The sequence below is a fragment of the Streptomyces pilosus genome (assembly GCF_014649835.1).
Classification (GTDB): Bacteria; Actinomycetota; Actinomycetes; order Streptomycetales; family Streptomycetaceae; genus Streptomyces; species Streptomyces pilosus.
The window spans coordinates 19,749-41,648 of the sequence record NZ_BMTU01000005.1 but is presented as its reverse complement, the minus strand read 5'-3'; the positions used below and the strand labels follow the sequence as shown (position 1 = coordinate 41,648).

Below are 21,900 nucleotides of genomic sequence, written 5' to 3'. Positions count from 1 at the left end.
GGTGCCGCCATCGTCATGGGATGACATGATCAGGTCAAGCATGCGAGGGTGTGGCGGCCGACCGGACGCATCCCGTGAAGATCCCCGCACGCCCTCTTGTCCGAGGGGCACCCGTCCGCTTTCTTGACTCCATGGCGGACACCACGGGAAACACCCAGGACACCGGGGCGGCGGCGACCGCGCCCGGACCCCACCCGCGTAAGTCCAGCTGGCGCCACATCGGCCCCGGCATCGTCGTCGCCGCGACCGGAGTGGGCGCCGGAGACCTCGTGGCCACGCTCATCGCCGGCAGCAACTTCGGTTACACGCTGCTGTGGGCGGCGGTCATCGGCTGTCTGGTGAAGATCTCCCTCGCGGAGGCGTGCGGCCGCTGGCACCTGGCCACCGGCCGCACCCTCTTCGACGGCTGGGCCGCCCTCGGCCGCTGGACCACCTGGTTCTTCGCCGTCTACGCGGTGATCTGGGGCTTCGTCTACGGCGCGGCGGCGATGTCGTCCAGCGCCCTGCCGCTGCAGGCCCTCTTCCCGGACGTGATGGACCTCGAATGGTGGGGCATCGCCTGCGGCCTGGTGGGCCTGGCCTTCGTCTGGTTCAACAAGTACGACGTCTTCGAGAAGGTCATGACGGTCCTGGTGGGCGTCATGTTCGCGGTGACCGTCTACCTGGCGGTCCGGGTCACGCCGAACCTCGGCGACGCCTTCGCCGGTCTCCTCCCGGTCCTCCCGGACGAGGAGGACTCGGTGCTCAACACCCTCGGCCTGATCGGCGGCGTCGGCGGCACCATTACGCTCGCCGCGTACGGCTACTGGGTCAACGCCAAGGGGTGGACCGACAGCGGCTGGATGAAGGTCATGCGGCTGGACAACCGGGTCGCCTACGCCACCACCGGCATCTTCGTCGTCGCCATGCTGGTGGTCGGCGCGGAGCTGCTGCACTCGGCGAACATCGCCATCGCGAGCGGCGACAAGGGACTGATCCAGCTAGGTGACGTCCTGGAGGAGCAGTACGGCACGGCCACCGGCAAGCTCTTCCTGATCGGCTTCTTCGCCACCTCCTTCACCTCCCTGATCGGGGTCTGGCACGGCGTGAGCCTGATGTTCGCCGACTTCCTGGCCCGGCAGCGCGGTGAGCGGGAGGCGCGGGGCGAGGTGCTGGCGTCCGGACGCCGCGAACGCTCCTGGGCCTTCCGCGCCTACCTGCTCTGGCTCACCTTCCCGCCGATGATCCTGCTCTTCCAGGACGAGCCGTTCCGCCTGATCATCATCTACGGCGTCCTGGGCGCCGCCTTCATGCCCTTCCTCGCCCTCACCCTGATGTGGCTCCTCAACTCCTCCCGCACACCGCGGGAATGGCGCAACGGCCCGCTCAGCAACACCATGCTGGCCGTCGCCGGCCTGCTGTTCCTCGTCCTGTGCGTGAAACAGGTCTGGGACCAGCCGTGGTCGCAGTTCTTCTGACCGCCGCCGCGGCGCGGGCCGGCCGGCCTACCCCAGCGCCTGCCACCTCGGGCTGAGCGCGATCTCCCGCAGCTGCCCGACGGTCAGCGCCGGGGCGTCCCGGGTGGCGTCCTGGTGCTGGGCCCCGGTGTTGAAGGCGGTGACCACGACCCGGAAACCGTCGGGCCGCATGGTGTCGGCGGTCCACATGACGACGCCCGCGGCGCCCTTCTCGCCGGGCCCCTTCCGCGTGGTGACCAGGGTGCCGTCGGGAAGGGTCTCGGCGTCGCCGTAGAGCTGGTCGGCGACGTCGGACATGTCGGGCTGCACATTGATCTGGACGAGGCTCCTGCCCTTGCCGTCGTCGACGACGAGGTAGGCGTACTCGCTCTCCTGGCCGCCCCTGCCGACCACGGTGAGCCCGTCCGGCAGCAGCTCGGCGAGCGTGGCGCCGACGGACTCCCCCGGAGCGGTCCGGGGCGGTGCCTGCGGTGTACCGGTGGCCGACGGACCGGGGCGGTCCGGGACGGCGTCCACGACGCGCCGCCACACCCCGGCCGTGACCACCTCCTTCAGCTCCTCCATCGACAGCGGAGGTTCCGCGCGGGACACCTCGGCACCCTTCTGGGCGGGGGCGTTCCATTCGCTCAGCGAGACGTGCTGCCCCTCGGCCGTCACCAGCTCGGCGTTCCACCACTTGGTGTCCTCGCGCCGGTCGGGATACTCGTACCCCTGGAACAGCATGAGCAGCGAGCCGTCGGGCAGCCGGCTGGAGGTGCAGTCGTCGTAGTCGACGAGCGTCCGGTCCGGGCACCGGGTCAGTTCACGGACCTCCCGGCTGCCGGGTTCCACCCGGCGCAGGCCGATGCCGACGGCGGCCGCGCCCCCGCCGTCGTCGTACACCAGGCGCGCGTACGGCGGCAGGCCCGACCCGGTGCCCCGAGCCGACTCCTGGCCGAATTCTCCGGGAGCGGGCAGCAGTTCCTTGAGGCTGCGCAGGAGGTCGTCGCCGGAGAAGGACGCGGCGGGCGCGGCGCTCGCGGAGGCGGCGGGTCCGGCGGCCGCGGTGGACCGCCGGGGGTCGGAGGAGTCGCCGCCCGGCACGAGCAGCGCGCCGCCCAGCCCGGCCAGGGCGATCCCGGCCGCGCCCCCGAGCACGGCGGTCCGCCGCAGGAGCTGGGCGCGCCGGCCGCGGACCTCGCCCCCGGCGGTGAGGGCGGCCACGTCGGCGTGGAAGCCGTCGCCGGTGTCGCGCAGGGCTGCGGCGAGCCGGGTCTCGAAGGGGTCGTGGTGCTGGTCAGCGGGCATGACGAACCACCCTTTCCGCAAGGTGTGAGTGAAGGGTCCGAGGGGGGACGGCGGGCGTCAGGGTCTGGAGTACTCCGCGAGGTCCTCGCCGAGCAGTTCCCGCAGCCGGCCGAGCGCCCGGACGCACCGCGTCCGCACCGCCGCCGAGCTGACGTTCAGCACGTCGGCGGTCTGCTCGACCGAGCGGTCCTCCCAGTACCGCAGGACGATGACGGCCCGGTCCTTGGCGGGCAGCCGGGCGAGCGCGGCCATCAGGGTCAGCCGCAGGGGAGCGTCCCCCTCGGCGGAACCCGGCAGGTCGGGGAACACGTCCGTCGCCCGCTCACGGCTGCTGCGCCGCCGCTGGTGGGCGAGGAAGGTCCGGGTGAGCACGGTCTGCGCGTAGGCGGCCGGGTTGCCGACGCGGCAGACCCGGCCCCAGCGGACGTACAGCCGTCCGAAGGTCTCCTGCACGAGGTCCTCGGCCAGGTGGGTGTCCCCGGCGGTGAGCAGACACGCGGACCGGTACAGGTGGCCGGCCCGGGCCGCCGCGAACTCGGCGTACTCGTCCGCCCGCCTCTGCCTCATGGTCCGTGCCCCCGTGTGAGTCCCGCCGTCCGCTGCCTACACCTCATTGATGCGGTGGGACGGGGGAAATGTTTCACGCGGACTTCCGCGGTGCCCCGCGGAACGGGGGAGGCCCCGTCCACAGCGCTGTGGACGGGGCCTCCCGGGGGCCGGTGACGGCCGGGGTCACGGCAGGGTCACGGCAGGGCGTGCACGTGCGGGCCCACCGCGTTCGACCAGGCGTGGTTCGCCGTGGCGTCCCAGTTGGTGGACCAGGTCATCGCGCCCCGCAGGGACGGGTAGGTCCGCGACGGCTTGAAGGAGCCGCAGTTGGTGCCCTTGGTGAGGCAGTCCAGGGCGTTGTTCACCACGGACGGGGAGACGTAGCCGCTGCCCGCGCCCCGGGTCGAGGCCGGCAGGCCGAGGCCCACCTGGGACGGGTCGAGGCCGTTCTCCAGCTGGATGCAGGCGAGCGCGGTGAGGAAGTCCACCGATCCCTGGCTGTAGACCTTGCCGTCACAGCCCAGCATCGAACCGCTGTTGTAGTACTGCATGTTGACGACCGTGAGGATGTCCTTCACGTTCAGCGCGGTCCGGAAGTAGGCGTTGGAGGTCGACTGCATGTCGATGGTCTGCGGGGCCATGGTGAGGATCATCGACGGGCCGGCCTTCGCCGACAGGGAGCGCAGCGCCTGCGTCATGTAGGTGGCGTTGAGGCCGTTCTCCAGGTCGATGTCGACGCCGTCGAAGCCGTACTCCTGCATCACCGCGTACACCGAGTTCGCGAAGTTCGTCGCGGAGGCGGAGTCGTTGACCGAGACGGTGCCCTTCTCGCCGCCGACCGAGATGATCACCTTCTTGCCGGCCGCCTGCTTGGCGCGGACGTCCGCCTTGAACTGGTCGACGGTGTAGCCGTCCAGGCCCGCCGTGTCGAGGTTGAAGGTGACGGCGCCCGGTGTGCCGGTGGCGTCGGCGAAGGCGACCGCGATGATGTCGTACTGGGAGGAGACGTCCGAGATCCGCTGGACCGCGGCGCCGTTGTCGAAGTTCTGCCAGTAGCCGGTCACCGCGTGCTTGGGCAGGTTGCCGCCCCCGCCGCCGTTGTCCTTGGTGCGCGCGGTCACCGTCGCCGACTTCGGCGACTCGCCCGCCGCGTTGGCCGCCGTCACCTGGAAGCCGTACGACGTCGAGGCGGCGAGCCCGGTCACCGTGGCCGAGGTGCCGGACACCGCCGTCACCCTCGTGCCGTCGCGGTAGAGGGTGTAGCCCGTCGCGCCCGACACCGCGTTCCAGGCCAGGGACACCGAGGAGGACGTGGTGCCCGAGACGGTGAGACCGCCCGGGGTGGCCGGCACCGTCGGGTCCGGGTCGCCGCCGCCGCCCCCGTCGGGGCCGAAGACCGACACGTCGTCGGCGTAGTAGGCCGCCTGGCCGTACCAGCCGTGGGTGTAGACCGTCACCGAGGTGGTGGAGGCGCCGGTGGTGAAGCTCGTCGACAGCTGCTTCCAGCTGCCGGAGTCGGGCGTCCAGGTGGACACGTCGGTCGTGCCGGTGCCGGTGACGCCCAGGTAGGCGTACCCGCCCTGCACCCAGCCGCTCAGCCGGTAGGTGGAGCTGGGCTTCACCGCGACGGTCTGGGCGCAGCGGGCGTTGTCCTGTCCGACGGGGGTGGCCTTGAGGGCGGACGTGCCGCCGTGCACCGGGGAGGAGACGGTGGTGCCGCTGTTCGCGGAACAGGTCCAGTTGCTCAGGCCCGCCTCGAAGCCGGCGTTCCGGGCGTTGTTGACGTCCGCGGCGGACGCCTGGCCCGCGCCGGCGAGGGGAAGGGCGAGGGCGAGGGCGGAGACGAGGGCTCCGGCCCAGACGCGTCTGCTGCGGCCGGGCTTTCCTGGTGCGCGGTCCACTGGGGCCTCCGGTGGGGGAAGTCGGGGAGGGGGGAGCGACGGTGGCCACCGTTCGAGGACAAGGTGGTCCAGACCAATCTGCTTGTCAATAGGTCCAGACCGGAAAGCCCGGTATTCGTACGGGAGTAGGGCACCCGTCCACCGGGAAGCGTGGGGCCGAGGGGCGGAGGTGCCGGGATGCGGCGTCAAGTCGGCGCGAGGGAGTCACCCCACCGGGTCGGGGCCGGGCCGGCGGGATGCTCACCCTGTCCCGGTTTGACGCACCTTGTGCACCAGGAGTTGCTGTACGGCTACACAATCGCTGTTCTCCGGTCGCGGACCCGCGGTTACAGTGCTCACGTAGTCACGCAGTGAAGTCGCCGGGGTGCATCGCAGTCACGATCCCGGCGGGCTGCCGGGCATGGGGAGAACGGGGAGCCGCGCGTGCCAACTGCCATTGCCGTGACCGGCGCCGACTTGGCGTTGCCGGCCCAGGACGAACGAACCCTGCCCGCCGTCGTGCTGCGGGACATCGACACCCGCCCGCTGGAACAGGCGCTGACCGAACTGCAGATGCTCGTCGAGCAGCACGGTCATGTCATCGTCGTCTGCTCCCGGGCCGCCCCCACGTCCGTCCAGCGGCGGCTGCACACCCTGCGCTCGCTGCTGGAGAGCGACCGCATCGCGCTGTTCCGCCCCGATCTGCCACCGCTCGGACTGGCCGTGCTGGCACGCCAGTTGCGCCAGCTCGCCTCCTGCGACCTCAGCCCCGGCGTGCTCGCCTCCGCCGGCCGCCTGCTGATCCACTACATCCACGCCGGCGCGCTGCTCGGCTCCGTCGCCCGGCTCGACCGGGTGCCGGTGAACCTCAAGCAGCACGCCAAGTCCTGGATGCCCGGCAGCCAGTTCGCCGTCCTCGCCCACCCGCAGCCCCAGCTCGTGCGCCTCGGCCCCGACGCCATGCTCGACGGGCCCGAGTTCGGCACCTGGATGCTCGTCGGCAAGGGGCAGCTCCAGTCCGACTGGGTCACCTCGACCCTGGCGCCCGCCTGGCAGGTGCAGGGCCTGCGCGAGACGCCGCTGCCCGAACAGTCCCCGGGCTGGTGGGGGACCGGCAAGGTCGTCGAGTTCTGCACCTACCTGCCCGACCTGTCCGTCCTGTACCAGCTGGTCACCTCCGTGCGGCGCGGCACCTGCCACTGGTGCGGCATCGACGTCATCGGCGACCGGTGCGTGTTCTGCTCCGCCGTGCCACCCGCCCCCGAGGGCGCCCCCGCCCTCACCCACCGCACCTGACCCGTTCGTCCACCGCACCAGCCGGCCCGATGATCCCGATGAGGTTGTACGGTTCATGAACTCCCGTCAGCGCCGAGGCGTGATACTCCTGCTCCTGTCGGTCCTGTGTGCCCTCGGCGCTTTCGCCGGCGTGCTCTCCGTCATCAGCGACGTGAAATCCAAGGTCGGCCCCGAGGTCACCGCCTACCGGCTGAAGTCCGACATCGCGCCCTACACCGCGCTCGGCACGGACCAGTTCGAGAAGATCTCGATGCCCGAGCGGTGGCTGTCGGAGAACGCCGTCACCGACCTCGCCGACATCCGCGGGAAGATCGCCGTGACCACCCTGCGCAAGGGCTCCCTGCTGCAGAGCGACATGGTCGTGAACCAGCCCGCGCTCCAGCCGGGGCAGCAGGAGGTCGCCATCATGATCGACGCGGCCACCGGCGTCGCCGGCAAGATCACCCCGGGCGCGTCGGTCAACGTCTACGCCACCTTCGAGGGCGAGCGCGAAGGCGCCCCCGCCCAGTCGAAGATCATCGTGACCAACGCCAAGGTCCTCGACGTGGGCCGGCTCACCGCGCTCCAGCCCGACGAGAACGACCGGGGCGGGCAGCCCACCGACGCGGTCCCGATCACCTTCGCGCTGTCCGCCATCGACGCCCAGCGCATCACCTACGCCGAGTCGTTCGCCCAGCGGGTCCGGCTCGCGCTGGTCGCTCCCGGGGGCGACACCGCCGTCCCCGAGCAGGACCGGACGTACGAACTCGCGAAGGACAAGTGAGAGCCGCATGCCCACCAGGATCCTCCCGGCAGTCGGCGACGCGGACGCGGTCCGGTCCGTCACCACACTGCTCAGCCAGCTCCCGGACGCCGAGCCGGTGGCCCCGGTGGCCGACTCCACCCAGCTCGTCGACACCCTCGCGCGCCTGGCCGCCGAGTCCGTCGACGAACTGCCCGAGGTCGTGGTCGTGCACGAGCGGATCGGCCCCGTCCCGGCACTGGAGCTGATCCGGGAAGTCGCCCTGCGCTTCCCCTCCGTCGGCGTCATCCTCGTCACCTCCGACGCGAGCCCCGGCCTCTTCCAGGCGGCCATGGACTACGGCGCCCGCGGACTGGTCGCCCTCCCGCTCAGCTACGAGGAACTCGCCAGCCGCGTCCAGGCCGTCGCCCAGTGGTCGGTCGGCGTGCGCCGCCACCTGGGCGCGGGCGTCGACGTGTTCACCGGCGTCGGCGGCACCGTCGTCACCGTCAGCGGATCCAAGGGCGGCGTGGGGGCGACACTGACCGCCGTCCAGCTCGCGCTCGCCGCCCAGGCGTCCGGCCGGCCCACCGCCCTGGTCGACATGGACCTGCAGACCGGTGACGTCGCCTCCTACCTGGACGTCCAGTTCCGGCGGTCCGTCGTCGACCTGGCCGCCGTCGGGGACATCTCCCCGCGCGTCCTGGCCGACGCCGTCTTCCGCCACGACACCGGCCTCGCCCTGCTGCTCGCCCCCGCCGAGGGCGAACGCGGCGAGGACGTCACCGACCGCTCCACCCGCCAGATCGTCAGCGCCCTGCGCTCCCGCTACGAGGTCGTCGTCATCGACTGCGGTGCCCAGCTCGGCGGGGCCGGCGCGGCGGCCGTGGAGATGGCCGACCGGGCCCTGCTGGTCACCACCCCCGACGTGATCGCCGTACGGGGCGCCAAGCGGGCGGTGCGGATGTGGGACCGGCTGCAGATCCGCAAGGCGGAGGAGACCACGATCGTCGTCAACCGGCACACCCGGGGCACGGAGATCCAGCCCCCGCTCATCCAGAAGATCACCGGCACGACGGTGGCGGCCACCACGGTCCCCGCCCACTTCAAGGAACTCCAGGGGGTGGTGGACGCGGGCCGCGTCCACGAACTGGAGAGCAAGAGCACGGTGAAGCAGGCCCTGTGGGGCCTGGCCGGCGAACTCGGGCTGGTCAAGGCCGTCGAGGGCACCCAGAAGAGCGGCCGGCTGCGCGGCGACCGGGGGTCGGTGAGCATGCGGCGGCGGAAGGACGGCGGGGGATGACCGGGACGAGGACCACTTCCTTACGACGAAGGGCCGGCCGCGACCGGGGCCAGGTCACCATCGAGTTCCTCGGCATGACGCCGACGATCCTGGTGACGCTGGTGGTGCTGTGGCAGCTCGTGCTCGTGGGGTACACCTTCACGCTCGCGGGGAATGCTGCGGACGAAGCGGTACGGGCGGCGACGGCGGCGGCACCCGGGGCACGCCAGGGCGCCTGCCAGGACGCCGGTCTCGACAAGCTGTCGGGAGCGTGGGCGGGGGGAGCGACCGTGGACTGTGCGACCGGAGGCGGCTTCGTCACCGCCGACGTGCGGCTGGACGTCCCCATCCTCTTCCCGGGCACGGTCTCCTTCCCCTTCGAGGTGACGGGCCACGCGGGTGCCGTCGAGGAGGAGGAGGACTGAGATGCCGTACCCACGGGATTACCGCCGGCAGAACCGCGACCGTGACCGTGACCGCGGCCAGGCGGCACTGGAGTACCTGGGGTTCCTCCCCGTCCTGCTGATCGTCGGCATGGCCGTCGTCCAGCTCGGCCTGATCGCCTACACCGCCCAGCAGGCGGGCACCGCGGCGCGGGCGGGCGCCCGCAGCGCGTCGCTGGACCGGGGCGCCGACGGGGCCTGCACGGCCGCGGTCAGCTCCTGGCTGGCCGACGGCACCACGTGTGTGCCGGTGGGGGGCGGCGAGGAGGTCACCGTCGTCGCCACGGTCGACATCCCGTCGATCGTCCCGGGCTGGGACTTCGGCCCGGCCCGCAAGACCGCCACGATGCCGATGGACCACTGACCGAGGGGCCGCGAGGACCGCGGGGACCGACCGGAACGACGACCGACCGGAGCGACAGCCGACCGGAACGACGACCGACCAGGACGACGACCGACCAGGACGAGCGGCACAGGACGAGCCACAAGAACGAGGAGCACGCGACCCATGAGCCTGCGGGCACGCATCAACTCCCCCGAGGAGGGCGCCGGACGGGGCGAGGACGGCCACCTGGTCGCCTCCTACCGCGCCAAGCTCCTGGAGGAGATCGACCTCGCCGAGATGAGCTCGCTGGCCGCGGCCGAGCGGCGGGCCCGGCTGGAGCGCGTCCTGGGCCACATCATCAGCCGCGAGGGCCCGGTCCTGTCGACCGTCGAACGCTCCCAGCTGATCCGCCGCGTCGTCGACGAGGCACTGGGCCTCGGCATCCTGGAACCGCTGCTGGAGGACGCGTCGATCACCGAGATCATGGTGAACGGCCCCGACGCCATCTTCGTCGAGCGCGGCGGCCGGGTGGAGCAGCTGCCCCTGCGCTTCGCCTCCAACGACCAGCTCATGCAGACGATCGAACGCATCGTCTCCACGGTGAACCGCCGCGTCGACGAGGCCAACCCCATGGTCGACGCCCGCCTCCCCTCGGGTGAGCGCGTCAACGTCATCATCCCGCCGCTGTCCCTGACCGGCGCCACGCTCACCATCCGCCGCTTCCCGCGCTCCTTCACCCTCCAGGAACTCATCGGCCTCGGCTCGCTCGACGAGGAGATGCTGTACCTGCTCGCGGGACTGGTGCAGGCCCGCTTCAACGTCATCGTGTCGGGCGCCACCGGCACCGGGAAGACCACCCTGCTCAACGCCCTCTCCGGTCTGATCCCCGAGGGCGAACGCATCATCACCATCGAGGACTCCGCCGAGCTCCAGCTCCAGCAGCCCCACGTCATCCGCCTGGAGTCCCGCCCGCCGAACGTCGAGGGCAAGGGCAAGGTCACCATCCGCGACCTCGTCCGCAACTCCCTGCGCATGCGCCCCGACCGCATCGTCGTCGGTGAGGTCCGCGGCGGCGAGTCGCTCGACATGCTCCAGGCCATGTCCACCGGCCACGACGGCTCCCTCGCCACCGTCCACGCCAACAGCGCCGAGGACGCGCTGATGCGCCTGCAGACCCTGGCCTCCATGTCCGACGTGGAGATCCCCTTCGTGGCGCTGCACGACCAGATCAACAGCGCCCTCGACGTGATCGTCCAGCTCACCCGCTTCGCCGACGGTGCCCGCCGCATCACCGAGATCGCCCTGCTGGAGAGCCACGGCTCGGAGCCGTACCGGCTGGCCACGGTCGCCCGCTTCCACGCCCAGCCGATGGCCGCCGACGGCCGCGTCTACGGCGCCTTCGAGCACTACCCCCTGCCCCGCCGCACCGCCGACCGCCTCTACATGGCGAGCCAGCCCGTCCCGCAGGCGTTCGGCATCGCCCACTCCGCCGACCAGCTCGCCACCCGAGAAGCCAGGTAGGAACCGTCCCCATGGATCTGCAGAACCTGATCAGGCTGACCGCCGGCATCGCCCTGCTCACCTGTGTGCTCGCGGTCGTCGGTGTGCATTCCTACGCCTCCGGCAGGGCGCAGCGCCAGGCGCTGGTGGACCGCCTCTCGGCCACCGGCCAGATCCCGGTCGTCGGCCGGCGACGCCACTTCCCCACCCTGGACCGCCGGCTGCGCCGCACCAAGCTGGGCAGGAAGCTGGAGCTGCGCCTGCTGGCCACCGGCCTAAACATCACCCCCGGCGAGTTCTTCGCCGCCATGCTCGCCACCGTCGCCGGCCTCTGGCTGATCGGCCAGGCCACCCTCGCCCCGTTCTTCGGTCCGATCGCCGGACTGCTCGGCATCTGGGTGGCCCTGCAGTTCCTGAACTGGCAACGGCAGAAACGCATCGAGAAGTTCATCAACCAACTCCCCGAACTGGCCCGCATCCTGGCCAACGCGACCCAGGCGGGCCTGGCCCTGCGCACGGCCATCGGCATGGCCGCGGAGGAACTGGAGGCCCCGGCGGGCGAGGAACTGGCGAAGGTCGCCAACCAGCTCGCGGTCGGCGCGTCCATGGACGACGCCCTCGGTGAACTCGCCGACCGCCTCCCCTCCCGCGAACTGGTCGTGCTGGTGACCACCCTGGTGCTGTCCAACCGGGCGGGCGGCCAGGTGGTGAGCGCGCTGCGGAACCTCACCGAGACCCTGGAGGAACGCAAGGAGACCCGGCGCGAGGTCCGCACCCAGCTCTCCCAGGTGAGCATGACGTCGTACGCCGTCCCCGTCCTCGGTGTCGGCTCGCTGTTCCTGATGAACGGGGTGAAGGACGGCGCCCTGGAGCGCATGACCGGCTCCCCGGCCGGGCAGGCCGCGGTGATCGTCGCCTTCGGGCTGTACGCCGTCGGCTTCATCCTCATCCGCCGACTGTCCCGCATCGACGTCTGACCGGAGAGGAGGCTGACTGACATGGGACTGCTGCTCGCCCTGCTGATGGGCCTCGGGGTGTGGGGCGTCTTCGCCGGCATCCGCATGTACCGGGCCGAGGCGAAACTCCCCGGCGACCTGATGCTCGCCCTGGAGGTCGGCTCCACCCGCACCGGCGCCGTCGACTCCCTCGTCGACCGCATGGGCATGCGCTACGCCCCCGCCGTGCTGCGCGTCATGGGCCCGGCGCGGGTCGCCAGGTACCGCCGGAGGATCGACCTGGCGGGCAACCCCGGCGGCCTCACCATCGACCGCTACGCCGCCCGTCGCGCGGTGTACGGCGCGCTGGGCGGCATCGGCTTCCTGGTCTTCCTCATGCGCGGGCAGCTCCTGGTGGCGCTGCTGCTGCTCGCGTTCGGCGCGTTCTGGACGGAGGTCGGCATCTGGTCGGCGATCCGGATCCGCAAGGACGTCATCGAGCGGACCCTGCCGGACTTCCTGGACGTCCTGGCGGTCGTGGTCAGCGCGGGCCTGGGCTTCCGGCAGGCCCTGGACCGGGTGTCGTCGAAGTACGAGGGCCCCTGGGCGGACGAACTGCGCATCACCCTGCGTCAGATGGACCTGGGCATGAGCCGCAGGCAGGCGTTCGCCGAACTGCGCCGCCGCAACGACTCCGAGCAGGTGGCGATGTTCGTGACCGCCTTGCAGCAGGGGGAGGAACTGGGCGCGCCGATCGTCGACACGCTGGTGTCGCTGGCCAAGGACATGCGCCGCACGGACGCGCAGAACGCCCGCAGGAAGGCGGCCCGCGCGGTCCCCAAGGCCACCATGATGATCACCACCTTCATGGTCCCGGCCACGATGATCCTCCTCGGCGCCGGCCTGATCCTCGGCTCCGGCACCGACTTCGGCTCCATCACGGGCGAGTAGGGCGGAGGCAGGGCTCACGATGACGACGACGAGAGAACGCACGCGGCTGCTCCGCCGCCCGGCCGAGCCGTCGGAGATCACCACACCACCGGCGGGCACGGTCCTGCCGCCCTACGCGCGCACGGGCGCCCCCGACATCCCGGTGACGTCGGTGACACCGGTCCTGCCACCGGGCTGGGAACCGGCGGGCCGGGCACCCGCACCCGCCGACGTCGACATCGACGCCGATGTCGACGCCGTTGAGCCCGTACCGGGGACGCCCGCGGGGGACACCGGCGCCGACGCCCGTCCGGCCGGGAGCCGGACGCACCCCCCGCACCCCGCCCCCGACGCGCAGATCCAGGCCAACGCCCTCCAGGCCCTGTGCCGCCAGGTGTTCGGCTTCCGCCTGGCGATGATCGCCGTGGCCGCGCCCGCGGCCCTGCTCAACGCCGGCCCCGGCTGGGGCACCCGCCTCGTCGCGACCGCCGTGGTCGTCACCTTCATGGCGTCCTACCTCCTCTTCCGCGACTGGGAACGCTTCGGCCCCCTCCTCCTGCGCCACCCCGTCCTGCTGGCCGTCGACACCCTCTTCGGGGCCCTGCTCCTGGTCTCCGCCGGCCCGGACACCACCCTCGCCTACGTCAGCGTCTGCACCCCGCTCCTCGCGGGCCTGGTCTACGGCTGGCGCGGCGCCGCCGTCTTCGCCTCCCTCCAGGGCCTGATCCTGCTGCTGGTCTACGCGACGCTGGAGGACCCGCACACCGACCTGGCCCAGACGCTGCTGCTCCCCGGCCTCTGTGTGGTCGCGGGAGCCGTCGGCTCCAGCCTCCGCAAGCTGATGCTCCGCCTGGGCCGGGCGACCCAGGCCCTCACCACGATCCAGGCCCGCCTGGCGGTGACGGAGGCGGTCAGCGCCGAACGGGCCCGCCTCGCCCGGGAGATGCACGACTCGGTCGCCAAGACCCTGCACGGCGTGGCCCTGGCGGCGGACGGCCTCGCCACCACGGCCGGCGCCCCCCGCATGACCCCGGACCTGGTGAAGCAGCAGGCCGAACTGGTGGCCCGCTCGGCCCGCAGGGCCGCCGCCGAATCCCGCGAACTCCTCGCCGACCTCCGGCGGGAGTCGGACCCCGACCAGGGCACCGACGTCCTCGTCGAACTCGCCGCGCGCACGCGGGACTTCAGCAAACGCACCGGTCTGCCGGCGGCGTACGCGCCGACCGGCGAAGACACCGTCCCCCCGGTCCCCCCGGCGGTGGCCCGCCAGCTGCTCACCATCGCCCAGGAGGCCCTGGAGAACGCCCACCGGCACGCCGGACCGACCCGGGTCGACGTCCGCGCGGGCGTCCACGGAGACCTCCTGCGCATCAGCGTCTACGACGACGGCTCCGGCCTCCCGCCCGGCACGAACCTCGAAAGCCTGCGCAGGGCGGGCCACTTCGGCCTGGTGGGCATGGTCGAGCGGGCCGCCTCGGTCGGAGCCCGCATCCGCATAGGCCGGGGCACCCTCGCCCGGGGCACGGAGGTCCGCCTGGAACTCCCGCTCGCGGCGGTGACGCCGACAACTCCGACGGAGGCCACGCCATGACGACCCCACCGCCGAACCCCTTCGAGAACGTCCCCCCGCCCGCCTCGCTGCGCGTGGTGGTGGCGGACGACAACCCCGTGGTCCGGGCCGGCCTGACCGCCCTCCTCACGGGCCGCGAGGACATCACGGTCGTCGCGGAGGCGGCGGACGGCCGCGAGGCCTGCGAGGCGGCCCGTACCCACCGCCCCGACGTGGTGCTCCTGGACGTCCGCATGCCTGGCGTGGACGGCATCTCCGCCCTCCCGTACCTGGTGGGCATCGCCCCGGTCGTGATGCTCACGTACAGCAGGGAATCGGAGATCGTCCAGGAGGCCCTGCGCAGGGGAGCGGGCGGCTACCTGGTGCACGGCGAGTTCACGGCGGACCAGCTGGTGTCGGCGGTGCGCGACATCAAGGAGGGCCGGCCGCACTTCACTCCGACGGCAGCCGGGGCATTGCTGTCGCAACTTCGCCAAGGGGTGGGCCCGGCTCAACCGCTGCCGGACGGTCTGGGGATGACTCGTACAACGTCGCCTGAGCGTGGCGGAATCGGCCTGCCGCACATCCCGAACCCGCCTACTTCTGTGGAAAACCTTTCGCGACTGCAACCGGATGTGGCACAGTCGTCGTCTGGGTGGACAGGTGGCCGTCCGGCCGCCCCCGACAGGTCCGGATTCCAACTGAGCACGAGGGAGGCAGAGATCATGGACCTCATCGCATCCGGCATGAACAACCAGCAGATCGCCGCCACGTGCTTCATCAGCGAGAAGACGGTCAAGAATCACATCAACCGCATCTTCGCGAAGCTCCACAGCACGAGCCGTTCCGAGGCCGCGGCGAAGTGGCTCGGCACGGCACCGGGCCCGGGTGCGGGCCGAGGAGTGGGGGGACTCCGGTGACGGCGAGGGCGAAGAAGCGGTGGGTCCGCGATTGGGCCCGGGAATGGGCCCTGGGACCCTCTGCCGGACGGGGCGTCCGGCCGTACGTTGCTCATGTCGAAAGCGGCCCCGCAGGAGAGGCCGCCACCGCGTCAGCCGGAGGGGACCACCATGAGCAACTGGATCAACACCACCGTCAGTTACCTCCAGTCCCGCGCAGCCCGCAACGACAAGGGCCAGACCGCGGTGGAGTACCTGGGCATCATCGCGGTGGTCGTGGCCATCGTACTGGCGATCACGGGGACGGACATCGGTCAGTCGATCTACGACGCGATCACGGAGCAGATCGCCGAAGTCACCGGCTGATCACGCTGTTCCGTAAGCACGGCGACGCAGGGCAGGCATTCCCCATCTACATCACGGTGGTGGGGGGCCTGCTCTTCCTCGCGTTCGCGTACTTCGCGGTCGGCCAGGCCGCGGCGAACCGGAACGACGCGCAGACCGCCGCTGACGCTGCGGCTCTCGCAGCGGCCCAGGACAGGCGGGAGAAGCTCGCTGATGCGCTGACGAAGAGCATCAACGACCCCACCGTTTGGGCCGAGATTTTCGCCGGCTATGTGCCCGGGATCAGTCCGTCCTGCTGGCGCGCCTATCAACTCGCCGCACAGAACGACGCGACCGCATCCTGCACGCCCAGTGGCCCCTTGTCGTTCACAGTCGAAGCCGTGACTAACGGCACGGTCGGTGAATCCATCGTGCCGGGCACGGAAAACAAGCGGTCGCGTGCAGAGGCCACTGCTGTGATCGAGCCCCGCTGCGATATCGAGCTACCAACAGCTGGTGTCCTGGGCCTGCTCACTTGTGAAGGCAAGAAGTGGGAGCTGGACCCGAAGGCACCTGCGGAACTGCTCCCGAAACCCAAAGACCTATTCGACGTCCACCTGGCCGACTGACAGCGAACGACGAGTGACGAAGGAAGCGGAAGGCATGAGCATGCGGTTCACGACGAAGGCCCGCAGGGGGGTGGTCGCGTTGACTGTGGCGGCCGGACTGGCCCTCGGAGTGGCTGGCTGCGGTGGTGATGGAGATGACAACAAGAAGCCGGATACTTCGGCGTCAGCAACCAAGGACCGTGGTTCCGATCCCAGCGCACAGGAGGGCCAAGCGGACGAACCGCTAGCCGAATTGAGAGGTTCGGACGGACTTCTTCTGCAGATTGTCTCTGCTCAACGCGACGCCGGGGGGTTCGTCACGGTCAACGCCACCCTGAAGAACGACGGAGCCAAGAACACTGTCGTCCCGGCTGCTCTAAGCGGAAATGAAACGGAGATCGTCCGGAACGGTCGGTCGCTGGGCGGCGCCACACTGGTCGATTCCAAGGGTAAGAAGCGGTACTACGTACTGCGGGACACCGACGGCCGTCCGTTGACCACTACGGGGTTCTCGACGATTAAGGCAGGGGAAAGCCTGTCCGTGTTCATGCAGTTCCCCGCGCCGCCCGCGGACGCCTCCGAAGTCACCTTCCAGCTGCCGACCTTCGCCAGCGGCACCATCCAGATCTCTGGTTGAGGCAGAGGATGACTCACAACCGCCTGCTTCTCATCGCGACCGTCGCCGCGCTCCTGGCCGTGAGCCCGGGCGTGGCCCACGCCGACGACGGCCCCAGCGTGCCTCCCGGCACCGAGGCCACCCCCTCGGCCCCCGTCGAGCTCGACCCCAACGACCCCGACCTCAAGCTCCCGGACGGCGCCACTCTCGCCGAGCCGAAGGTGCTGGACATCAAGCAGGTCGTCGAGGACCAGAGCGGTGACGAACGCCGCGAGGACACCAACTCCGACGTCAAGTTCGCCCTCCAGGCGGAGGTGCTGTTCGGCAAGGACAGCGCCAAGCTCGGCGGGGAGGCGAAGTCCCGCATCGCCGCCATCGCGGACGAGATCAAGACGCAGAACGCGACGAAGATCCGCGTGTTCGGCTTCACGGACAACCTGGGCTCGTCCGCCCACGGCGATGTCCTGTCCCGCCGGCGCGCCGACGCCGTGCACGGCGTCCTCGTGAAGGAGCTGAGCGACTCGAACGTCACGTACGAGGTCCGTGGCTACGGCGAGCAGTACCCGATCGCCGACAACTCCACGGAGGCCGGCCGCAAGAAGAACCGGCGGGTGGAGATCTCCTTCCCGCGCTCGGAGGGCTGATCACCCGGCGCCGGGCGGTTCCGTGCGGTCATGCGGCGACCACGCGCATGGCCGCACTCACGGGCTGTCCGGCTCGATCGACACGTGCGCCCCGACCCGCAGCCCCCACCCCTCCATCGCCCCCGCCTCCGCCTCGATCACGTGCCGGGCCCGGAGCCGGGGCAGCCCCAGCCGGCCCGGAGGCATGGTGCGTACGGCGACGACCCGGAGCCGCCGGTCGAGGTAGGCGACGTCGATGGGCATCCGCATGCGGAAGGTGTGCACGCTGCCCGCGGGGGAGAGGAGCAGCGCCCCGTCGAGGGAGTCCCGCCCCAGCAGGCCTTTTGTGCGGGCCCGGTAGGAGGTGGCGATCTCCAGCGGGACGCGCACGACCGGCGTCCCGTCGTCCCGCTCCCCCCGTACCGTCAACTCCCCGCGCCCGTCCCGCCAGCGCCCCATCAGCGACCGCCCCCTCACACCGGGCCACACCCGGCCCGCACGAGACCGGCCCGCACGAGACCGGTCCCCCGAACGTATCTCCGGCGGCCCTGCGGCGTCAGTGCTTGCGGAGGTGTGCCGCCAGGGCGGCGAGGGACTGCGCCGTCTCGGCCAGGCTCGCCACGGCGGTCTCCAGTTCCGAGGCGATGCGGGGCGAGACGGACGGAGCGGAGGAGGAGGGGGTCTGGACGGGCGTGCCGCGGTAGCCGATGGGGCCTTCGCCGTGGCGCTGGTAGTAGCCGGTGAACGCCTGCCCGGCGGGTGCCCCGGCGAAGGCGACCCGGGCCAGCTGGATCTCGTCCGCACCGCCGTTGCGGGAGATGTCGAGACGGAGGTGGCGGTAGGCGGGTGCGGTGGCGCGGAGGAAGAAGTCCCTGGTCTCGAAACGCCCGCCGAAGCTCTCACCGGCGCGCGAGTCCAGCGGCGTCCAGGCCCGGCCGTCGTCGGACCCGTACAGGGTCCAGTCGCGGGGGTCGCGGTCGGGGAAGTCGTTGGCGGACGTCAGGGAGTAGGAGGCGACGGCGGCGGGCCGGGCGAGGGTGAAGTCCAGCCGGGCGGTGGTGTCGCCGGCCAGCCACTTGGTGCGGCGGTCGTCGAGGAGGTGGGCGGCGACCTCCTGGTTCGCCCTGAACTCGTCGCTCGCCTCTACGCCGGTCACCGCGACCTCGGTGACGGCCGCGTGCAGCACGGCCACGCCGGAGTTGCCCCGCTGATCGCGCCAGGTCACCCGTTCCAGGGGGGCCGCCGCGCCGTCGTCGACCAGTATCCGCAGCTCGTGGGAGGCGTGCCAGCCCCCGCCCCACCCCTCCTCCGTGCGGAAGCGGTGCAGGGGGGACGCGGAGAGGTTCCGGGTGTCCTCCGAGTACGGCCGGCGGTCCAGGAGACGGCCCCGGTACTCGTACGCCGTCCCGTCCGCCGCACGGTGACAGCCGTGGAAGTCGGACATGTTGGACTGGAAGCTGATGGCGGACTCGGCGCCGTCCGCCGTGCGCCAGCCGAGCTGTCCGGGCAGGGAGTGCTCGCCCCGGTCGAGGTGGAACAGCAGCCGGGGTGCCGCCTGCCAGGACGCGGTGGCGGAGTGGGCCGGGCGGCGTTCCGTGCGGTAGGAGAAGACCGCGTCGCGGGCGGCCTCCGCCGTCCGTGCCCGCTCCGAGCGGCCACGCTCACGGACCGGGTCGAGGGTGACCCGGTAGAGCCACAGCATGCTGCGGGCCTTGTCCGAGACACGTATCTCCAGGGTGTTGGTGCCCGGCTTCAGCAGGTGCCCGGGCACGGCGAAGACGTTGTCCTGCGGGAGGTCCCCGCCGCCGGGCACGGTGAGGTCCGCGGCCAGCGGCTCGCCCTGCAGCAGCACGTCCATGGGGGCGTACCCCAGTGACCCCCCGAGCCTGGACACGAGCGCGGTGACGGTGAGCGTCGCCTGGGGTACGTCGTCCGGGTCCTCCACCTCGAAGTCCAGCCGCACGCTGCCGCCGGCGTCCAGCGCGAGGTGGGAACCGGCGGCCCGGGCCCGCTTCCGCTCGACCACGGCGTTGGCCAGCCGGGCCGGGGAGGCGGAGAAGTCCGCGTAGGTGACGTCAAAACCCATGAGGTCGCTCCACGTCCTGAGGGGGGTCGGTGACGGCCGCGCCGTCCGGCACGCGTCGATCGTGATCACGGACCCTAGTGCGCCTCACTGACAACAGGGCGGCATCGGCGAACCGGCCGGTGCGCGGCCGTACTTGGGTGCTGCTTTGGGCCCACGGGCCCATGCCCCGACACCCGTCCCTCCCTACCCTCGGGCCGAACCGTGAATCAAACACGGTTCGAATAGCGGCGGTTGCGGAGGGGGCGGGCATGGCCTGGATCGGGGGAGGGGCGGCGGCCGTACCGGCGCACGGGAGCGGGCGGCGGGAGATGCCCCGGCCCCTGTCGCGAGCCCTGCTGCTCGTGCACGCGCTGTTCGCGTTCACCGTGCTCGGCGGTGCCGGCCTGCTGCTCACCGCCGCGTCTCTCGACGCCGTGGACGGCGCGCTGCTCGCCCAGGTGGCCTACGCGGCCGCTCCCGGTGTGCTCGGCTGGTGGCTGGCCCGGCGCACGTGGCGGGGCGGGGTCGCGGTCTGGGCCGGTCTGGTCGTCGTCCAGGCCTGGCTGGTCCTCGGCTCGGTGTCCAACATCGCCGACGGATCGGCCCGCGGGCTGATCCAGCTGCTCCTCCCCCTGCTCGTCCTGTTCCTGCTGACCCGTCAGGACAGCCGCGACTGGTACCGCCTCGCCGATCCCGACCGGCGCGAGCGCCGCCCCTTCTCCCTGCCCCGGATGATCCGCTGGCGCCGGGACGACGGCCAGACGGCGGTGGAGTACGCCGGCCTGATCGCCGTCGTCGCGGCGATCATCGCCGCCCTCGTCGTCACCGGACTGGGCGGGCAGATCCTCACGGAGGTCCAGGCACAGGTGTGCAAGGTCACCGGGGCCGCCTGTCCCGCGTCCGGGACCGGGGACGGCGATGACGGCCAGGTCACCGCAGACGACGGCGACGGCGGCACCACCGACGGCACGGGTGGCACCACCGGCGGTGACACAGACGGCACCGGCGGCACAGGCGGCACCACCGGCAACCCCGGCGGCACCCCCGCCGCCCCGCCCGGCGACCCCTCCGAAGTGGACCCGGTGGCCGCCGCGGACGAGATCGACGAGACGCCGTACGAGGACCCGACCGCCGGCGGCGACAAGGGCGGTGACGAGGGCGACGAGGGCTGCTTCTCCGGTGTCGGCGCCTTCTTCGGCTGCGCGGGCGACCAGCTGGGGCAGGTCGGCACGGGCCTGTTCGTCGACGGCATCTGGGGTGACCTCACCGGCATCTGGGACGTGGTGACCAACCCCGTCGACACCTGGAACGGCCTGATGGACTACGGCAGTTCCCTGGGCGACGAGTGGATGGACAACACCGCGGACGCCCGCCAGAAGTGGGACGACGGCGACTACTTCGGCGCGATCTGGGACTGGGGCGGAGCCTCCCTCGGCACCGGCGGAACCGTGCTCTTCGACTCCTTCATCGGCGACGACGTCGTCGAGCAGTGGGACAACGGCAACGAGACCCGCGCCGTCACCACCGTCATCTGGAACGTCGGCTCCCTCTTCATCCCCGGCTACGGCGAAGCCAAGATCGCCGAGAAGATCGGTTCGCTCGGCCGGCTCAGCAAGGTCGTCGACGACGCCACCGAGGCCGCCCAGGACGCCCGGCGAGCGGCCGAGGCGGGCGACCTCGACGCGCTGGAGGACGCCGCCCGGCGCGCCGACGAAGCGGCCGACGAAGCGGAGGACGCGGCCCGCCGCACCGGCTGCACCATCGCCGCGCCCGCCGCCCCCGGCACCCCGTACGGCGACGGCCCGCACCCCGCCCCGAACGGCGGACCCGGCACCGGCACCACCGTGCTCGCCGCGGGTCCTCTCGCGCACCGCCCGTACGTGTTCCGGACGGAGGGCACCTGCGACGAGGAGGCCAAGCAGCAGGCCGAGGCGGCCCGCGCCGCGGAACGCCAGGCCTACCTGGACCGCAAGCGCGCCGAGGAACCGGCCCGCGCCCAGGAGGCGCAGACGAGGAAGAAGCAGTACCCCGACCCCGTGCACGGCGACACGAGAGACCCCCGCAACTACGACCCGCCGGACTGGGCCGGCGACCTGAGCAGCCGCACCTACGGCGACGCGGACGGCGGCGACGGGTTCTGGGCGAGCCGCGACCGCAACCCCGCCCCCACCTGGCCCAACGAGTCGTGGCTGCGCTACCAGGAACAGGTCACCGGCACCCAGCGCGGGTACGAGTACGTCGTCCCGCACCCGGACCCCGACGTGCCGGACGTCGAGTTCGACGGCTGGGACTCCTCCCGGGAGACCTTCCTGGAGGCCAAGAACGGCTACGACAGCTTCCTGACCTCCGACCGCACGGAACTCACCCCGTCCGGCAGCGAACGGCTGCTGACCGAGGCGCGCCGGCAGGTGAGCGCGGCGAACGGCAAGGACATCGAATGGCACTTCTCCAACGAGGAGGTCGCCGACGCGGCCCGGGAGGCCTTCGAGAACGCCGGTCTGGACATCGAGGTCGTCCACACCCGGCCCGCCGACATCGCGGGCGGGAGGAAGCCGGAAGCGTTCGACTGACGGGACGCCAGATGCGCCGGGCGGCGGCCCGCGCCGCGTCC

At 71.7% G+C, this 21,900-nt stretch carries 21 protein-coding genes; 16 read left to right on the top strand and 5 right to left on the bottom strand.

Features of this window, described 5'->3' with window-relative positions:
* The first annotated feature begins 131 nt into the window (after positions 1-131).
* Positions 132-1,457, top strand: a complete 1,326-nt coding sequence (locus IE118_RS13980; RefSeq protein WP_189558211.1) for an Nramp family divalent metal transporter — start codon at positions 132-134, stop codon at positions 1,455-1,457.
* Between the two features lie 27 nt (positions 1,458-1,484).
* Here the strand turns inward: IE118_RS13980 and IE118_RS13975 are convergent, their stop codons facing one another.
* The 3 genes from IE118_RS13975 to IE118_RS13965 all read right to left on the bottom strand — a co-directional run bounded on the left by IE118_RS13975 (position 1,485) and on the right by IE118_RS13965 (position 5,194).
* Positions 1,485-2,744 (bottom strand): hypothetical protein, encoded by a 1,260-nt coding sequence (locus IE118_RS13975; RefSeq protein WP_189558210.1) that lies wholly within the window; start codon positions 2,742-2,744, stop codon positions 1,485-1,487.
* A gap of 57 nt (positions 2,745-2,801) precedes the next feature.
* On the bottom strand, positions 2,802-3,311 hold the full coding sequence (locus tag IE118_RS13970; protein WP_189558209.1) for a SigE family RNA polymerase sigma factor: 510 nt from the start codon (positions 3,309-3,311) through the stop codon (positions 2,802-2,804).
* A 176-nt stretch (positions 3,312-3,487) separates the two neighbouring features.
* On the bottom strand, positions 3,488-5,194 hold the full coding sequence (locus tag IE118_RS13965; protein ID WP_189558208.1) for a chitinase: 1,707 nt from the start codon (positions 5,192-5,194) through the stop codon (positions 3,488-3,490).
* 441 nt (positions 5,195-5,635) lie between these two features.
* Here IE118_RS13965 and IE118_RS13960 point away from each other — a divergent pair, with 441 nt between their 5' ends.
* The 14 genes from IE118_RS13960 (at position 5,636) to IE118_RS13895 (ending at position 17,245) form a co-directional block, all read left to right on the top strand.
* Positions 5,636-6,469, top strand: coding sequence for a hypothetical protein (locus tag IE118_RS13960; RefSeq protein ID WP_189558632.1), 834 nt, complete (start codon positions 5,636-5,638; stop codon positions 6,467-6,469).
* 55 nt (positions 6,470-6,524) lie between these two features.
* Entirely contained in the window at positions 6,525-7,232 is a 708-nt protein-coding gene (gene cpaB / locus IE118_RS13955) for a Flp pilus assembly protein CpaB (RefSeq protein ID WP_189558207.1), read from the top strand.
* Between the two features lie 7 nt (positions 7,233-7,239).
* The gene (locus tag IE118_RS13950) at positions 7,240-8,493 is read left to right on the top strand and encodes a CpaE/TadZ family protein (protein ID WP_189558206.1); all 1,254 of its coding nucleotides are present in this window, start codon (positions 7,240-7,242) and stop codon (positions 8,491-8,493) included.
* A complete protein-coding gene (locus IE118_RS13945; RefSeq protein ID WP_189558205.1) occupies positions 8,490-8,897 on the top strand; it encodes a pilus assembly protein in 408 nt (135 codons plus the stop codon). Before IE118_RS13950 ends, IE118_RS13945 begins: the two co-directional genes overlap by 4 nt.
* 1 nt (position 8,898) lies before the next feature.
* Positions 8,899-9,279 carry a TadE/TadG family type IV pilus assembly protein gene (locus tag IE118_RS13940; protein ID WP_189558204.1) on the top strand — a complete coding sequence of 127 codons (381 nt, stop codon included), beginning with the start codon at positions 8,899-8,901 and terminating at the stop codon, positions 9,277-9,279.
* A gap of 144 nt (positions 9,280-9,423) precedes the next feature.
* Positions 9,424-10,761 carry a TadA family conjugal transfer-associated ATPase gene (locus tag IE118_RS13935; RefSeq protein ID WP_189558203.1) on the top strand — a complete coding sequence of 446 codons (1,338 nt, stop codon included), beginning with the start codon at positions 9,424-9,426 and terminating at the stop codon, positions 10,759-10,761.
* An 11-nt stretch (positions 10,762-10,772) separates the two neighbouring features.
* Positions 10,773-11,717: a type II secretion system F family protein gene (locus IE118_RS13930; RefSeq protein WP_189558202.1), complete on the top strand. Its 945-nt coding sequence runs from the start codon at positions 10,773-10,775 to the stop codon at positions 11,715-11,717.
* 21 nt (positions 11,718-11,738) lie between these two features.
* Positions 11,739-12,626 (top strand): DUF5936 domain-containing protein, encoded by an 888-nt coding sequence (locus tag IE118_RS13925; RefSeq protein WP_189558201.1) that lies wholly within the window; start codon positions 11,739-11,741, stop codon positions 12,624-12,626.
* Between the two features lie 19 nt (positions 12,627-12,645).
* The gene (locus tag IE118_RS13920; protein WP_189558200.1) at positions 12,646-14,196 is read left to right on the top strand and encodes a sensor histidine kinase; all 1,551 of its coding nucleotides are present in this window, start codon (positions 12,646-12,648) and stop codon (positions 14,194-14,196) included.
* A complete protein-coding gene (locus IE118_RS13915; protein ID WP_189558199.1) occupies positions 14,193-15,074 on the top strand; it encodes a response regulator transcription factor in 882 nt (293 codons plus the stop codon). The genes IE118_RS13920 and IE118_RS13915 overlap by 4 nt, the downstream gene beginning before the upstream one ends.
* 150 nt (positions 15,075-15,224) lie before the next feature.
* Positions 15,225-15,419, top strand: a complete 195-nt coding sequence (locus IE118_RS13910; protein WP_189558198.1) for a Flp family type IVb pilin — start codon at positions 15,225-15,227, stop codon at positions 15,417-15,419.
* On the top strand, positions 15,419-16,006 hold the full coding sequence (locus IE118_RS13905; protein ID WP_189558631.1) for a pilus assembly protein TadG-related protein: 588 nt from the start codon (positions 15,419-15,421) through the stop codon (positions 16,004-16,006). Before IE118_RS13910 ends, IE118_RS13905 begins: the two co-directional genes overlap by 1 nt.
* Before the next feature lie 34 nt (positions 16,007-16,040).
* Entirely contained in the window at positions 16,041-16,622 is a 582-nt protein-coding gene (locus IE118_RS13900; RefSeq protein WP_189558197.1) for a hypothetical protein, read from the top strand.
* Between the two features lie 8 nt (positions 16,623-16,630).
* The gene (locus tag IE118_RS13895; protein ID WP_189558196.1) at positions 16,631-17,245 is read left to right on the top strand and encodes an OmpA family protein; all 615 of its coding nucleotides are present in this window, start codon (positions 16,631-16,633) and stop codon (positions 17,243-17,245) included.
* A 57-nt stretch (positions 17,246-17,302) separates the two neighbouring features.
* Here IE118_RS13895 and IE118_RS13890 read toward each other — a convergent pair whose 3' ends face one another.
* On the bottom strand, positions 17,303-17,683 hold the full coding sequence (locus tag IE118_RS13890) for a DUF192 domain-containing protein (RefSeq protein ID WP_189558195.1): 381 nt from the start codon (positions 17,681-17,683) through the stop codon (positions 17,303-17,305).
* Between the two features lie 97 nt (positions 17,684-17,780).
* A complete protein-coding gene (locus IE118_RS13885) occupies positions 17,781-19,310 on the bottom strand; it encodes a discoidin domain-containing protein (protein ID WP_189558194.1) in 1,530 nt (509 codons plus the stop codon).
* Positions 19,311-19,558: 248 nt separating this feature from the next.
* Between IE118_RS13885 and IE118_RS13880 the strand changes: the two genes are divergently transcribed.
* On the top strand, positions 19,559-21,859 hold the full coding sequence (locus IE118_RS13880) for a Tox-REase-5 domain-containing protein (RefSeq protein ID WP_189558193.1): 2,301 nt from the start codon (positions 19,559-19,561) through the stop codon (positions 21,857-21,859).
* Positions 21,860-21,900: the final 41 nt, after the last annotated feature.